The organism is Candidatus Endowatersipora endosymbiont of Watersipora subatra (assembly GCF_964026585.1).
Lineage (GTDB): Bacteria > Pseudomonadota > Alphaproteobacteria > Rhizobiales > Rhizobiaceae > Pseudahrensia.
In genome coordinates, this window is the sequence record NZ_OZ032160.1 from 876,543 (window position 1) to 892,493 (window position 15,951).

At 39.4% G+C, this 15,951-nt stretch carries 14 protein-coding genes; 10 read left to right on the forward strand and 4 right to left on the reverse strand.

Annotated features, from left to right (window positions below; all coding sequences use genetic code 11):
* Positions 1–7: 7 nt before the first annotated feature.
* Positions 8–1,834 carry an aminopeptidase P family protein gene (locus AAGD37_RS03985; RefSeq protein ID WP_341760241.1) on the reverse strand — a complete coding sequence of 609 codons (1,827 nt, stop codon included), beginning with the start codon at positions 1,832–1,834 and terminating at the stop codon, positions 8–10.
* A 617-nt stretch (positions 1,835–2,451) separates the two neighbouring features.
* On the opposite strand from AAGD37_RS03985, the gene AAGD37_RS03990 reads away from it, so the two are divergent.
* The 6 genes from AAGD37_RS03990 (at position 2,452) to lptB (ending at position 8,241) form a co-directional block, all read left to right on the forward strand.
* On the forward strand, positions 2,452–3,555 hold the full coding sequence (locus tag AAGD37_RS03990) for an Mrp/NBP35 family ATP-binding protein (RefSeq protein ID WP_341760242.1): 1,104 nt from the start codon (positions 2,452–2,454) through the stop codon (positions 3,553–3,555).
* Positions 3,556–4,015: 460 nt separating this feature from the next.
* Positions 4,016–5,428 carry a magnesium transporter gene (gene mgtE, locus AAGD37_RS03995; RefSeq protein ID WP_341760243.1) on the forward strand — a complete coding sequence of 471 codons (1,413 nt, stop codon included), beginning with the start codon at positions 4,016–4,018 and terminating at the stop codon, positions 5,426–5,428.
* Between the two features lie 120 nt (positions 5,429–5,548).
* The gene (locus AAGD37_RS04000) at positions 5,549–6,169 is read left to right on the forward strand and encodes a ribonuclease D (protein ID WP_341760244.1); all 621 of its coding nucleotides are present in this window, start codon (positions 5,549–5,551) and stop codon (positions 6,167–6,169) included.
* A 119-nt stretch (positions 6,170–6,288) separates the two neighbouring features.
* Positions 6,289–6,900 (forward strand): LPS export ABC transporter periplasmic protein LptC, encoded by a 612-nt coding sequence (gene lptC / locus AAGD37_RS04005; RefSeq protein ID WP_341760245.1) that lies wholly within the window; start codon positions 6,289–6,291, stop codon positions 6,898–6,900.
* Between the two features lie 97 nt (positions 6,901–6,997).
* Positions 6,998–7,477: an LptA/OstA family protein gene (locus tag AAGD37_RS04010; RefSeq protein WP_341760246.1), complete on the forward strand. Its 480-nt coding sequence runs from the start codon at positions 6,998–7,000 to the stop codon at positions 7,475–7,477.
* Positions 7,474–8,241: an LPS export ABC transporter ATP-binding protein gene (gene lptB / locus AAGD37_RS04015; RefSeq protein WP_341760247.1), complete on the forward strand. Its 768-nt coding sequence runs from the start codon at positions 7,474–7,476 to the stop codon at positions 8,239–8,241. Before AAGD37_RS04010 ends, lptB begins: the two co-directional genes overlap by 4 nt.
* A gap of 92 nt (positions 8,242–8,333) precedes the next feature.
* Here the strand turns inward: lptB and AAGD37_RS04020 are convergent, their stop codons facing one another.
* The 3 genes from AAGD37_RS04020 to ispG form a co-directional block, all read right to left on the reverse strand.
* Positions 8,334–9,404, reverse strand: coding sequence for a 5-(carboxyamino)imidazole ribonucleotide synthase (locus AAGD37_RS04020; protein WP_341760248.1), 1,071 nt, complete (start codon positions 9,402–9,404; stop codon positions 8,334–8,336).
* A gap of 4 nt (positions 9,405–9,408) precedes the next feature.
* Complete coding sequence (gene purE / locus AAGD37_RS04025; protein ID WP_341760249.1) at positions 9,409–9,894, reverse strand: 5-(carboxyamino)imidazole ribonucleotide mutase; 486 nt, start codon at positions 9,892–9,894, stop codon at positions 9,409–9,411.
* 251 nt (positions 9,895–10,145) lie between these two features.
* Complete coding sequence (ispG, locus tag AAGD37_RS04030) at positions 10,146–11,399, reverse strand: flavodoxin-dependent (E)-4-hydroxy-3-methylbut-2-enyl-diphosphate synthase (RefSeq protein ID WP_341760689.1); 1,254 nt, start codon at positions 11,397–11,399, stop codon at positions 10,146–10,148.
* A 291-nt stretch (positions 11,400–11,690) separates the two neighbouring features.
* Between ispG and rpmI the strand changes: the two genes are divergently transcribed.
* The 4 genes from rpmI (at position 11,691) to pheT (ending at position 15,935) form a co-directional block, all read left to right on the forward strand.
* Entirely contained in the window at positions 11,691–11,882 is a 192-nt protein-coding gene (gene rpmI / locus AAGD37_RS04035) for a 50S ribosomal protein L35 (RefSeq protein WP_341760250.1), read from the forward strand.
* Between the two features lie 48 nt (positions 11,883–11,930).
* On the forward strand, positions 11,931–12,323 hold the full coding sequence (rplT, locus tag AAGD37_RS04040; protein ID WP_341760251.1) for a 50S ribosomal protein L20: 393 nt from the start codon (positions 11,931–11,933) through the stop codon (positions 12,321–12,323).
* Positions 12,324–12,355: 32 nt separating this feature from the next.
* Positions 12,356–13,420, forward strand: a complete 1,065-nt coding sequence (pheS, locus tag AAGD37_RS04045; protein ID WP_341760690.1) for a phenylalanine--tRNA ligase subunit alpha — start codon at positions 12,356–12,358, stop codon at positions 13,418–13,420.
* Between the two features lie 94 nt (positions 13,421–13,514).
* Positions 13,515–15,935, forward strand: a complete 2,421-nt coding sequence (gene pheT / locus AAGD37_RS04050; RefSeq protein ID WP_341760252.1) for a phenylalanine--tRNA ligase subunit beta — start codon at positions 13,515–13,517, stop codon at positions 15,933–15,935.
* Positions 15,936–15,951: the final 16 nt, after the last annotated feature.

Genomic DNA, 15,951 nt, shown 5'->3' on the forward strand with positions numbered 1-15,951 from the left:
GAAAAAGTTAACTTCTCATTATTGGATAGGTTGACTGGATGATCCACTGTGCAACACTCCTGTCGACTAAAGGAAGAATATTTTTTTGGACAAGAGCATGATAAGTATTCAACCAGTCGATTTCTATATCAGTCATTAAGGTGGGATCAATGAGTTTACAATCGATAGGTGCAAAGCTGATGAGTTCAAAACTCAGCATACTTTGATCTCCACCAGGAATATCAGCGGCTTCTTTTACTATCATCAGGTTTTCGATACGAATGCCAAACTCTCCCTCACGGTAATAACCAGGCTCATTAGATATAATCATACCCGGTAGTAATTCTTGATTGCCATGCTTAGAAATACTATGAGAACCTTCGTGAACACTCAGATATGAACCTACGCCATGGCCAGTACCATGAGCATAATCCATCCCCTTTTTCCATAGGGGTAGACGAGCTAATATATCTAAATCCATCCCTCTCGTTCCAGTTGGAAAGCAAGCTAAGGCCAGATTGATATGGCCTTTTAAAACAAGTGTAAATGCCTTGCATTGCTCTGAAGTGGGTACGCCGATGGCAATTGTTCTCGTGATGTCTGTTGTCCCATCAAGGTATTGAGCACCGGAATCACAAAGGTATAACTCTGAATTTCCTAGGACTCTGTTACTTTCCTTGGTAACATCGTAATGTATAATCGCTCCGTTGGGTCCGGATCCTGATATTATATTAAAGGCAAGATCACGCATGGGCATATTTCCTTCCATATTCCAACGGATTGTCTCTAATTTTTGTACAGCATCAATTTCTGTGATGCTTCCAGGAGGCTGTTCATCAAGCCATGCAAGAAAACTGCTAATAGCGGCACCATCTCGAAGGTTTGCATGACGTGCTCCCTCAAGCTCCTTTTTATTTTTTTGAGCTCTGAGAATGCTGATCGGATCTTTGACTGTGACAGCAGTCCCTGTAGCATTTTCTACCATCTCCCATAATGCTTCTGGAACAAGATCTGGATCCATCAAAATTTTCTTGTTTTTGACCATGAGCTTTAACTGGTCACTAAATTCGTTCGCCCCATAGATATGACTCACCCGATTCAAAAATTCATAGGTCCTAGTATTGAGTTTGATTTTATCTATAAAGAGGAGAGGGAAGTGATCAGCCCTTAAAATAGCACGACCCAATACAACTGGTGTATGCACAATATCTCTACCTCTTATATTAAAGAGCCAGGAGAATGAATTGGGATCCGTTAATATGCATAATTCTGTCTTTTGGTGATTAAGATATGCCGATAGGTTTTCTAGTTTTTCGACGATTGATCTCCCGGAGAATCGAGGGGGGTGAATAGAAATCGGTTCAGCAGCCTGAAAGGGTTTATTGTTCCAGAGCACATCGATCGGATTGCATGGGAGATATTTTAAAGAAGCCTGAGCTGATTGGACGGCACGCCTCAAAATTTTGACTTCATTATGACTATGTAACCAAGGATCAATCCCAACTGTCCAATGGGGTATAGTATGAGTTCTTAACCACTCTGATGGCGGCTTGGTGATCAGATTTTCAATCACCCAATTATCAAGGTCCATTTGCTTGGATGCTTGTATCGTATATCGACCATCAACAAAAAGGAGAGCCTGTTTTAAGGTAATTATTGCCATTCCTTCTGATCCGGTAAAGTCAGAAATCCAAGCGAGCCGTTCGTGGTGAGCAGGCAGATACTCATTTCTATGCTCATCGGTGTGAGGAATGATCAACACATCAAGCTTTTCGCACTTCATATAAAAACGAATGCCTTCTAACCTATTCTTGTTTTGACTCTGTTTTATTGAAAAATCACATTTCTGAAACATTCTTATGTAGTGTTTTTACTGATAGGATATAAAAAATGAAGCTTGAACTTCGTAAGTTCGCAAGTGGAATATCCCGAAAATCTGGACTAACCGAAGAGAATTCATGCTAGTTAATTGTTATTATTTGTTCCAACCAAGTCGATAATAGATTTATCGACATCAAATAAGGCAGTTAAAACAAATACAATTGCTAACACACTAATGACGGACCAAAGTGTAATCTTCCAGCAAGACTTATCAAAAAGTTCATCCATATTTTCAAAAGCTATCTAACCTGTAACCTGCCGACGATGAATTCCTGAAAGCTTCATAGAGCCTATGATGTTATTTTTTACGCTTCTCATAAAGGTGATGCAACAGTCAATCTCTCTTTAAGCCTAGATTAAAATGTCATACAAAAATCATTATAAATATACATTTCCAGAAACCCTATTGATCAATAGCGAATCTTCTATATTCTATCATTCTTATCCTTAATCGAGCATGGTGATAACGATTTTATCATCGATTAGTATATTATGTGAAATCAAGAATTGAGAATTCATTAAACTTATGCCTTTAATTTTAAAGACCGGAATTTAAAGACCGGCCTTGTATTCTCTAATACGTTGTCAAAGATGGCCAGTCAAAAACAAGTTTTGGATCAACTGAAAAAGATAAAAGTTCCTTATTTTGATAGTGACATCGTTTCCCTAGGACTAGTGAATGGTATCCACATCGAAGGAGATAAAGTTATTGTTTCAATTGCTGTTCCGGCTCAACGGGCAGAAGAGCTTGAGGAACTCAGAGTAGTAGCACAGAGCTTTTTAATGGAAATCGAAGGTGTTAATTCTGCACTTGCTGTTCTGACCGAGGAACGAAAAACTGACCCTTTCACCCCCCTCCTCCCCTCTAAACCGGCAATGCGTCGCGCTGAAATTGAAAAAAAGCGGATTTCTGGCATAGACTCGATCATAGCGGTTGCCTCAGGAAAAGGTGGTGTTGGGAAATCAACCATATCAGTCAACTTAGCTTTGGGTCTTAAAAAAACGGGTCTAAGAGTTGGCATTCTTGACGCTGACATTCATGGCCCCTCGTTGCCACATCTACTGGGGATCACTCAAAAACCAACAGCAGAAGGAAGAATTTTAAACCCAATACTATCCCACGGTCTAACCGTTATGTCAATCGGGTTTCTGATTCAAGAAGAAAAACCAATAATCTGGCGAGCTCCGATGGTTACCTCTGCACTCAAGCAAATGTTAAGTGAAGTTGCCTGGGGTAAATTAGATGTTCTAGTTGTTGATATGCCACCAGGCACAGGCGATGTTCAATTGACGATGGCGCAACAAGTTTCTTTAGAAGGTGCTATTATAGTTTCTACCCCCCAAGACATTGCTTTAATTGATGCTCTAAAAAGTCTTAACATGTTCAAAAAAGTTAAGATCCCGATTTTAGGGATCGTTGAGAATATGAGTAGCTTCATTTGTCCAAAATGCGGAGAGCCATCAGAGATTTTCGGGCAGGGAGGCGCGCGCGCGGCATCGGAGAGACTCGGTGTCGCCTTCCTCGGCGAAGTGCCTCTTCATATAGATATAAGAACTTATTCAGATGCTGGAAATCCTGTAGTTGAATCAAAACCAAACGGAGTACATGCCCAATGTTATGTTAATATAGCACGTAAGATTGCAGAACATCTTAATGACTCAACAGCTGAAAAGGTAAAAACTACTTTTGAATAGGCATTGAAGAGGTTTTCGAAATTGAATATGGTTACTTATTAACTCTTTTAAACTCTTTAAATATAGTCATGCGCGGGCTTTAAATATTAAAAGCCTTTGTCATTGCTTGTTTATTGGTTTAAAAAGAGAAGGTAGAGATCAGAAGAATTCTTCTTTCATTGAAAGGGATATTGACCTTTAAAGTCAGTAAATGATGGTGGAGGCCGCTTTTCTGATATAGATCAGAATCGAAAATTGATACTAAGAGCCATCTAAACAGTAGCTAAAATAAAAGATTTCTGCTCCGAAAGAATTGCAAAATCAGATCATCCCGCTGGATGCTTTTCCTCAATTCAAGTTCTCTGCAATGAATAACAGGGTATGCGTTCAACGCTCATGACAAACTGGAACTAGTTTTCGAAGCGGAATTGTGCGAGGTTTGGAGGGCTCTATGGCGATAGTCTTAGACAGGTAACCCTGCATGAAAGAAAAGAAAACTATTTGTGATCCATCAGAGTTAATGGAGGTTTCCGAGGTTTACTCTGAGAACGGTGTTGTCCTCGAATCTTTCATAAACTATCTTTTGCATGCAATTCAACAGTCAGATGTTACAGGTTTGCGGGAAGCCATTCGTTGCCTCCACGAATCAGAAGTTGGAGATATTCTTGCAACTCTTAGTGAGGAACATCGAATACTGTTTGTTGAAATGGCTGGTCCTGATTTTGACTTTGCAGCGCTTACCGAAGTTGATGATGCGATCCGACTAGATATCGTTGATCAGCTCCCTAATCAGAAAATTGCCCGAGCAGTTTGCGATTTGGATTCAGATGATGCCGTTTATATTCTTGAAGATCTGAAGCCAAATGATCAGGAAGATATTCTTGCCCAAATTCCGGTTCAGGAACGCATTCGTCTCAGACGTTCATTAGATTATCCCCAAGACAGTGCAGGTCGAAGAATGCAAACCGAATTTATTGCTGTGCCCCCTTTTTGGACCGTAGGTCAGGCCATTGATTATATTCGTGCCAGTGAGAATCTACCGAATCGCTTTTCGGAAATTTTTACAATAGAACCAACCTTCAAACTTTCTGGTATCTTGCGACTCGATACTCTCTTACGTGCTGGACAGGAAGAAATCATCGATGAGATTCACGATACAAATGCTCACCCGATTTTAGCCACTGATGACCAGGAGGCGGCTGCTCAGATCTTCGAGCAATACGATCTTCTTTCGGCTCCAGTTGTAGATAATACCCAAAGGCTCGTTGGTGTTTTGACCATTGATAATGTTGTTGATGTTATTCAAGAGGAAGTTACTGAAGATATCCGCAGGCTTGCAGGTGTCGGTGACGAGGAATTATCAGACAGAGTACATGAAATTTTTCGTTCAAGGATTGGTTGGCTTTTTATCAATTTATGCACCGCAATATTAGCATCAGTAGTTATTGGATTGTTCAATCGATCATTAGAGCAAATGGTTGCTTTAGCTATTATGATGCCAATTGTTGCCTCTATGGGAGGAAATGCAGGAACGCAAACTATGACTGTAGCAGTCAGGGCAATAGCAATTGGTGATCTAGATACTTATAATACAAAGAGGATCATCAAGAAAGAACTATTGGTCGGACTCATTAACGGGATCTCCTTCGCATTTATTATCGGTGTGATAACTATTTTTTGTTTTGGTCTTCTGTCACTGGGGTTCATTATCGGCATAGCAATGATCATTAATATGATAGTTGCCGCAGCATCGGGTATTATTATACCTCTTATCATGAACAAGGTTGGGTTTGATCCAGCGATTGCATCTTCTATTTTTGTCACCACTGTTACAGATATAGTAGGATTTTTAGCTTTTTTAGGGTTGTCAGCTTGGTGGTTTGGGGTTGGATAATCCCAAAGTCTTGCAAATATTAAAATGATCAAAGTAGTGAATCTTACCCTTGATAGAAGGGTGCATTGAGCATAAAGTGGGAGAAGGGTAATGACAATCTATTAGGAAACGAGCGAGATTGTGTTGATTCGATTACATAAAGGTGATTTAGAAAATATATTCAACTACAAAGACAGTGTTGCAATCGATACGGAAACTTTAGGCTTAAATATTAAGCGCGATCGATTATGTGTCGTTCAGCTTTCTCCTGGAGACGGTTCTGCAGATATTGTTCAAATCGAAGCGGGTCAATCACGTGCCCCTAATATTGAAAAATTACTTTTAGAATCCAAGGTTAAAAAAATTTATCATTTTGGACGGTTTGATATCTCTGTTCTTTTTAGTGCGTTTGGCATATTATCTGTCAACAATTATTGTACAAAAATCGCGAGCAGATTGATACGTACCTATACGGATCAGCATGGGTTAAGAGATCTAACAAAAGAAATAATTGGTGTTGATCTTTCTAAACAACAACAGTTATCGAACTGGGCTGCTGAGACATTAAGCGAGGCTCAAAAAAAATATGCCGCAACAGACGTTATATATCTACATCAGCTTAAAGAAGAACTGGATAAGCGTTTAAAGCAAGAAGGACGAATTGAACTAGCGCAGTCGTGTTTCCAATTCTTAAGCCAGCGTTGTCTTTTGGATTTAGCAGGATGGGAAAAAGAGGACATTTTTTCTCATTCAGTACGGTAGAGTGATTCTCGTAATTTTTTTCTGTTCTTTCCAAAACAAAGGCGAGATGACCCTGATACCCTCTCAATTCTGCTTATCAAAGACTTATATCTCTAACCTTCTCATGAAGTTTTTTTTTGATGTTGATAGTTGATAACTGCTCTCATCAAGCCTTCCAAATGGCGAATCACCACTCGATTCGGGTGCGAATCTTGATTTATATTCTTCCTATTTTAGCAATAGGAATAACTGGTTTTTTTATTGGAACAATAGGAATATCAATAGGCTTTTTGAGGAAAGAGTTACTTGAATTATCAGTGTTTAAAGAAAGACAATTGGTCATGGATGGACCCCAATTATCGTTATTCAATTCCAATAACCGTCGATTCGATCTAGTTGCCAAACGTGCAGTCCAAGATTTAGACAATCCAGAACTCATCACGTTGGAAGATATTGACGCAACAGTGCCGCTGGACAGCAGATCCTTCGTAGATATTGAAGCTATTGAGGGAATCTATGAAGCTCAGAATAAAGTTTTGAGACTCCAAAAAAAAATTGTTATAAAAAGTGTAGAGGGGATGTATATTACTCTAAAATCAGCATTACTTGACATCAAAAAAGGAAGTTTGACTAGCAACGATCCCTTACAAGTTTTGGCAAAAAAAACTCAATTAAACGCTGATTCAGTTCAAATTGAAGAGAATGGAAATCGTATTCTATTTAAAAAGAACATTAAGATGACAATCAGATAACTCAAGAAACATGACATCCATCTTAAAGATCTTAAAGCAAAAAATTCTCGGCTCCATTCGCACAATTTCTATTCTATCTTTATGTTTTCTAGAGACTATGGTTTGTCCAGTATCAGCAAATGCGAAAAATTATACTAATCTTTTTGAGAGTCATGAAGATCCTATTCAAATAGAATCAAATGAACTAGAATTCATAGATCAAGATAATAAGGCAATATTCAGGGGTAACGTTAAAATAAAACAAGGTTCCAATCAAATGTCTACAGGTGAGATGATTGTTATTTATCTACCCAATTCAAAAGAAAGACAAGCTGATATAGAGCGATTAGAATTTAGCAATGGCTTCATATTGAATTCGGATAGGAACATAGTTTCCGGAGAAAGCGGTAAATACTGGTTTAATTCAAAAGATTTATTTTTAGAAGGGAATGTTATTCTGAGTCAGGGAAAGAATGTTGCTAAGGGATGTAAACTAATAGCAAATCTTAATAAAAAAATTGGAAAACTCGATAACTGTGGAAGCCGTGTGACAGTTTCCTTGCATCCCCCCCCCCAAAAAACGAAGTTCAATCAATGATTCAATCGAAAATAAGAAATCAAAAGGTAAAACAACATCCTCGAGGTGTATTAATTGCAAATAATTTGATAAAAGCGTATAAGAAGCGTACTGTTGTCAATGGTGTCAGTTTAAGCGTTAAATGCGGTGAGTCCGTTGGATTACTAGGTCCCAACGGAGCGGGTAAGACGACCTGTTTTTACATGATGATAGGCTTGGTCTCCCCTGATTCAGGTTCGATCATGCTTGATGGATATAATTTAACATTCCTTCCCATGTATCAGAGAGCTCGTTTGGGAATCGGCTTTTTGCCTCAAGAAGCCTCTATATTTCGTGGATTATCTGTTGAAGACAACATAAAGGCTGTTTTAGAAGTTGTAGAAAAAAAAACGGAGAGAAGAAGAGAGCAACTGGATTCGTTACTGAACGAATTCAAAATAGATCATCTTAGAAAGTTACCAAGCATTGCTTTATCGGGGGGAGAAAGGAGACGATTGGAAATTGCTCGGGCACTTGCTTCTCGTCCTGCATTCATATTGCTGGATGAACCTTTTGCTGGTATTGATCCTATTGCTATCAGAGATATTCAAGACTTGGTTCGTTATTTAACAGGCCGCGGTATAGGCGTTCTCATCACGGACCACAATGTTCGTGAAACTCTAGGATTGACAGACCAAGTTTACATCATTACATCAGGTCAAGTCTTGACTTACGGAAAGCCACAGGATGTTGTCAACAATGCTGATGTTAGACGTCTTTATCTCGGTGATCAATTTCTTCTTTAATAGACCTAGCTCTAACCGAAAGACTTTGACTTCTATGTTTTTCTAAAAGGATTCCGTAATTTCAGAAGATAAAGATCCGATAACCGATAAATTCATATTAGATATGTGACATGGCCCATTTTTCGTCCTTTACGAGATTCTGTTTTCCCATACAGTGTCACAAAACTATTAGGCTTCTCAAAATAATTGGCAACATCTTTTCCTTCATCACCGATGAGGTTAACCATTTCGCAATCGTGGTGTCGTCTTCCATCGCCTAAAGCCAAGCCTACAATAGCCCGTATATGTTGATCAAATTGTGAAACATTACAAGCCTCACGCGTCCAGTGACCTGAATTGTGAACTCTAGGAGAAAATTCATTAACCATAATGTTGTCTTCAATTGCAAAAAATTCAATACCTATAGTTCCCACATAGTTGAGAGATCTTAATATATTATTAGCTAACTCCTGAGCGTTATTTTTAGAGATATGATGAATATTACCTGGAACAACCGAACGACGTAAAATTCCATTTTCGTGATAATTGATCGCTGGATCAAAAAAGACAACATCTCCTGCATAGCTTCTTGTTGCAATTAATGAAAATTCTAGATCAAAATTAATCAGCTTTTCAAAGATATAAGGCCCTCTTCCGATATCAGATAATGAGGATTGGGCTTCATCAGTACTAATGTGATTCAAAACAATCTTTTGCCCTTTCCCATCATAACCCAATCGTCGAGTTTTCAAAATACCATCACCACAATCAGCCAGTGCAGCCATCAAATCATCTACACTTGAAATAGCATGATAAGCTGCAACTAAAGCACCCTTCTCTTCAAGAAACTGCTTCTCTAACAACCGATCTTGAGCTTTTTCCAAAGCTACTGACGGAGGAAAAAGTGGTACAAGACGTTCCAAAAATTGAGCGGATTCCAATGATAGATTTTCAAATTCGTATGTTACAACATCACATTTTTTAGCCAGTTCTGAGAGTGCTGTAATATCATCATAAGCAGCTTGAATGTTTTGATTAGAAAGCTGAAAGGCTGGCGAATCAGCCTTTGGTTCAAGGATAAGTGTACGAAAACCCATTTTTGCAGCACTTTCTGCTAACATTCTTCCTAATTGGCCACCACCAATAATACCGATTGTGCTGTTAGGTCTAAGAGGAAATAACATGAAATCATCCATCTATGGGTAGATAAGCAATACTATCAGTCTGATCTTGACGCCATTGCTTTAATCGATTGGCAAGAAAAACATCGCTTAACGCTAAAATCGATGCAGCAAAAAGCCCTGCATTTTCAGCACCCGCTTTACCGATTGCCAAAGTACCAACTGGTATACCTGATGGCATCTGTACAATAGAATGAAGACTATCGATCCCACTCAATGTTGAAGAAACTAGAGGTACTCCGAGAACAGGAAGCACAGTCATAGATGCAATCATACCAGGCAAATGAGCAGAACCTCCTGCCCCTGCAATAATCACCTTATAGCCGGATGTTTCAGCACTTTTTGCAAAAGCAACCATCCGATCCGGAGTACGATGTGCTGAAATAATATGTTCTGAAAAAGAAACATCAAGTTCATCTAAAATGCTGACTGAACAGCGCATAATATCCCAATCAGATTGACTACCCATTAATACTGCAACGTCTTTTTTCATTTTTTCATCTATAAAGCTCTTCCGAGATCATCTGTCTAGATTTTGATCTCGACTAGATTCTAACCAATATAAATAAGAATCAAACATTAATTTTGAGTCCTATCAGAATTAGGAGCCCCTTATTCACATATTCACATATATTTTCTATCTAGTGTAGATTATCATCTCTTTGGCAACACAACCTTAATCCGTTTAAAAATAAAATTTCAATCCAATCAAAAATAGAAAAATTCTCTTTTTGATTATCATTATTAGCCTTTAAAAGGGTCTTCTAGAATCTTTGAAGCGCTTCCAAACCGTGTTTCTATATACTGATGGACTAGTATTTGGAATTCTTCTGCAATGAAATTACCATGCAGAATCAGCTTTTTTTTCCCATCAATAAAAACAGGAGCTTTGGGATTTTCACCTCTCCCTGGCAATGAAATGCCTATATCTGCGTGTTGACTTTCACCTGGCCCGTTTACAATGCATCCCATAACAGCAACCTTTAGGTTAGCAACACCAGGATATTGTTTTTTCCAAACAGGCATTGACTCTCGCAGTCTATTTTGAATGCTTGTTGCCAATGTTTGAAAAAATGTTGAGGTTGTTCTCCCACACCCAGGACAGGCGGCAACAATAGGAAAAAATGTCTGAAACCCCATAACCTGAAGAAGTTCTTGTGCCACTTTTACTTCACAGGTGCGATCGTCGCCCAGCTGAGGAGTCAATGAAATACGAATGGTATCGCCGATTCCTTGTTGTAAGAGGATGCTTAAAGCGGCTGCAGAGGCTACGATACCCTTAGAACCCATGCCTGCTTCTGTTAACCCGAGATGTAAGGCATAGTCCACCCTTCGTGATAGCTCTGTATAAACAGCGATTAATTCTTGAACTTCGCTCACCTTTGCTGATAATATTATTTTTTCGTGTCTCAAACCAATCCGTTCAGCATCTTGTGCAGATAAAATTGCTGACTGTATAATGGCCTCACGCATTACAGAATGTGCTGGTTTCGGTTTCTTCTCTAACGCATTTTTATCCATCAAGCGTGTCAGCAAAACCTGATCTAGAGACCCCCAGTTTACACCAATGCGTACTGGTTTATTGTATCGAAGAGCTGTTTTGATAATCGCCTCGAACTGCTTATCTTTCTTTTCTTTAAACCCCACATTACCAGGATTGATCCTATATTTGGCTAAAACCTCAGCACAGGCAGGATGCTTTGCTAATAGCTGATGGCCTATATAATGGAAATCACCAACGATTGGTACATCTATACCGAGACGATCGAGTTTTTCCTTAATTCGTGGAACGGCAGCAGCCGACTCGTTTCGGTCAACCGTAATTCTAACAATTTCGGATCCTGCACGATGAAGTTCCGCAATTTGCGCAACGGTAGAATCGACATCTGCAGTATCTGTATTGGTCATCGACTGAACAATAATGGGGGATTGACCCCCAACTTTAATCCCACCTACATCAACGCAAACTGTTTTTCTACGGTCAAGAGGAGCGCTCAAAGGAGCCCAATCAACGAATGAATTACACTTTCTATCCACTATTTATCCTATTGAATCTTAAATGAGTTAGATATCAACAACCAAAAATTATTGAACAATATTTTATCATAAAACAATAAAAATATCGATAAAATTAGTGATGACATCATCCATCGATGATGTCATTCTATACTTCAATGTACGGAAAGTAGGGGTTGTTTTTGTTCCTTTCATTCGCTACGATCGAAATCCATTCAATCTCATTATCTTATAGAATTGGTTGAGTGAGTTGATGGGTTCAAGGAGTCAAACATGCCTAAAATGAAGACTAAGGCAAGTGTGAAAAAGCGCTTCAAGCTCACCGCCACTGGAAAAGTAAAAGTAGCAGCTGCTGGGAAGCGTCATATGATGATCAAACGTTCAAAAAGGTTTTTACGCAATGCTAGGGGTATGATGATACTTAGTGATTCAGATTCTCGCATAGTTAAGAAATTCATCCATTAGGATCCTCCAAAATCTTAAATTTAATCACTCAATTTCAGGAATGAAGTTATGGCACGTGTAAAACGTGGGGTTAATGCCCATGCAAGACACAAAAAAGTTCTGAAAAAAGCTAAAGGATACTATGGCGCCCGTCGAACTCAGATTCGCTCGGCCAAACAGGCTGTTGAAAAGGCACAACAGTACTCCTATCGTGACCGTAAAGCACGTAAGCGGAGTTTCCGTACCCTTTGGACGCAGCGTATTAATGCTGCAGTACGTCAACACAGTCTGACCTATTCTCGATTTGTTGATGGTTTGATAAAGTCAGGGATAAGGATTGACCGTAAGAATCTTTCTGATATGGCAATCAATCAACCTGAATCCTTTGCTGTCATCGTGACTCATGCCAAAAAATCATTGCAGTCCCTTGCCAGGATCGGGACTGTCATTAGCCGAGAGTAATAAGGACGATTCGTTTGTCTTTAAAATTTTCGATTGATGAGTTGAAGAAGCTGGAATTAGAAACAATAGCCAGTATTACTGCTGCTGAGGATGAGCATACACTTGAATCTATCAGGGTCGCTACTTTAGGAAGAAAAGGATCTGTCTCTCATCTGATGAAAATTCTGGGGCAGATCACGATGAAAGAACGCCAGGTTATAGGGCCAGCCTTAAACCGATTGAAATCTTGTATATCTCATGCTATCTTGGACCGAAAAGAAACGTTGAAACGGTCATCCATCAAAGTTCGATTGCCAAGAGAAGTTGTTGACGTTACTTTGCCTGTTCGCCCTGATCCCTTTGATAGGGGCCATCTCCATCCTGTGACTCAGGTCACAGATGAGATTATTTCGATCTTTTCTGATATGGATTTTGCTGTTCTCGAAGGTCCAGAAATCGAAACGGATTATTATAATTTCACGGCTCTCAATTTTCCTCACGACCATCCAGCACGTGAAATGCATGATACGTTTTTCTTCAGTGAGGATGAGAATGGTGAACGAAAATTGCTCCGTACACATACATCACCAATGTTGATAAGGGCAATGGAAACAAAAAAGATTCCGATCCGTGTTGTTATACCTGGGAAAACTTATCGTCAAGATTTAGATACAACTCATTCTCCAATGTTTCATCAACTAGAAGGCTTGGTCATTGAAAAAAACACTAATATCGCTCACCTGAAATGGGTTTTACAGGAGTTTTGTAGATCGTTTTTTGATGGTTCCGAGTTGAACATGCGCTTTCGTCCCTCTTTCTTTCCCTTTACTGAACCCAGCCTTGAGGTGGATATTCAGTGTGATCATTCTGATTCGGAAGTAAAGGTTGGAGAAGGAGGTGACTGGATGGAAATTATCGGCTGTGGTATGGTTCATCCGAACGTTTTATGTTCTGGCGGGCTTGATCCTGATATTTATCAAGGATTTGCCTGGGGTCTCGGCATCGATCGTATTACAATGTTAAAATACGGTATGCCCGATCTTCGTTCTTTTTTTGAAGGTGATCAGCGTTGGATCAACCATTATGGATTTAAGCCACTTCATATTCCTATTCTCTAAAGAATGAAATCCTAGAAACAAGACAATGAGTAGCCATCATGGATAATCTTCTTTTTGCTCAAGATCCTTAGAACGATTTGAAATGGAATAAAATATGAAGTTCACTCTCTTCTGGCTTAAAGATCATTTAGCAACAAAGGCAACACTTGATGAAATAGCTGAGATGCTGACAATGATTGGTCTTCAAGTCAGCAATGTTGATGATCGTGCAGCTCTTTTACCTTTCACTATCTCTCGCGTACTTACTGTTACGCCGCATCCTTGTGCTAACAATTTGAAAATTCTATCAATTGATCTAGGAAAAGGTGAGCCACTAGAGGTTGTTTCTAGTGCTCCCAATGTCCACTCTGGACTAATAGGCGTTTTCGCATCACCAGGTACCCATGTTCCCAGTATGAATTTAACATCAAAGGTCAGCAATATTAGCGGAGTAATTTCGCACGGTATGATGTGTTCCAAGAAAGATTTAGGACTCTCCCACGAGGATGATCTTCTGATTGATCTTCCTAAAGATGCCCCGGTTGGCATGGCATTTTCTGATTATGAAGGTCTAAATGATCCTGTCATCGAAATTGATATCACACCTAACCGACCCGATGCCCTCAGTGTTTTAGGCATTGCAAGAGATCTTGCAGCAGCAGGGTTAGGGACCTTGAATTCATCAACAATGATTCCCGTTCAAGGGACATATGATTGTCCTTTTGAAGTGGATCTCAGTGAATCAGGAGCTTCTGAATTTTGCTTGGCCTTTGGCTTGATTTTTGTACGCAATGTGCAAAATAAGCCATCTCCAAAATGGATGCAACAACGGTTGAAAGCGATAGGCTTCTCTCCGATTTCTGCATTGGTAGATATTACCAATTATATCACATTGGATCGAGGGAGACCATTGCATCTTTTTGATGCAGACAAGATAAATGGAAACCTTGTCATACGCCGAGCCACTGGTCATGAAGACTTTTGCGCAATAGATGGTAAAATTTACAAACCTTCATCAGATCATTTTTTCATTACCGATGATAAAAGACCTCAGTCTTTGGCAGGTATCATCGGTGGAAAAAAATCTAGTTGTACAGATCAGACAACCAATGTGCTTATTGAATCAGCATTATGGAATCCCAATATGGTAGCCCGCACTGGACGTGATCTTAATATTATCACGGAGGCTCGCTACCGATTTGAACGAGGTGTTGATCCTCAATTCATGAGAGATGGTCTTAACCTTTGTACAAAATTTGTTATGGAACTGTGTGGTGGAGAAGCTTCAAATGCCTTCTATGCTGGTTCTATACCTGATTCCCAAAAGATTATAGAGTTCCCGTTGAGCGAAACTCAACGTCTGACAGCTCTTGAAATTTCTAAAAATACTTCTGCTACTATCTTACGTAAACTAGGGTTTGGTGTCCATGAAAAAGGAGAAATGCTGACAGTTACGGTTCCATGTCATCGTCCTGATATCAAGAATAAGGCCGATCTTGTTGAAGAAATTATGCGTATATATGGTGTTGACAAGATAAAGCCTGCCCCACTTCCACTTACCCGTTCATTTCGGTTAGGAAAACGTGTTTTGACAGCCAGTCAGAGAAAAATGCGTAACACGCGACAAATCCTAGCTTCACGCGGAATGAATGAGACCATTTGTTACTCGTTTATACCCCAATCGCATGCACAGGCATTCGGTGGTGGTAACCCAAAGCTAGCTTTATCGAATCCGTTTTCTGCTAACATGTCTGATATGCGTCCTAGTCTTTTACCTGGCCTTCTATCCGCCACTCGTCGCAATGTTGAACGGGGGATTTCTGATATTGCTATTTTTGAGGTAAGCCATGTTTATCATGATGTAATCTCAGAAAATCAAACTCTATCTGCTGCTGGTGTCCGTCGGGGAACAGCGAGACTGGAATCAAGTGGACGCCATTGGTCTTCTGTCAGTACTCAAGTCAGTGTATTTGACGCAAAAGAAGATTTATTTTCTGTATTGATGGCTTGTGGCATAGATTCAAGAGAAATACATATTCAGTCATGTGGTCCTGATTGGTTTCATCCAGGTCGGAGCGGAATAATAAAGCTCTATCCGAATACAAGTATAGGTGCTTTCGGGGAATTCCATCCTATAGTGGTAGAGTTATTGAATCTATCTGATCGTCTTTGTGGATTTGAGATCAATCTTGATGCTATCCCTCAAACCAAATGCCAAGAAATTCGTAGAAAAGAGGCTTTGAATCTATCCAATTTACAAGTTGTGAAACGTGATCTTGCTTTCATAGTAGATAAGCGAGTCAAAAGTTCGATTATTGTACATGCAGCCAGAGAAGCCAATAAACAATTCGTTAGCTATGTGAATGTCTTTGATGTTTTTGAAGGGGCACCTCTTCAAACCAATAAAAAGTCTATCGCCATTGAAGTAACACTACAACCGATCAATAAAAGTTTTACAGATGAAGAAATAGAAAGTATCATAAAAAGTGTTATAAGTAATGTATCAATATCAACTGGTGGAGAATTACGAGTATAATATTTCAGTCCGATGA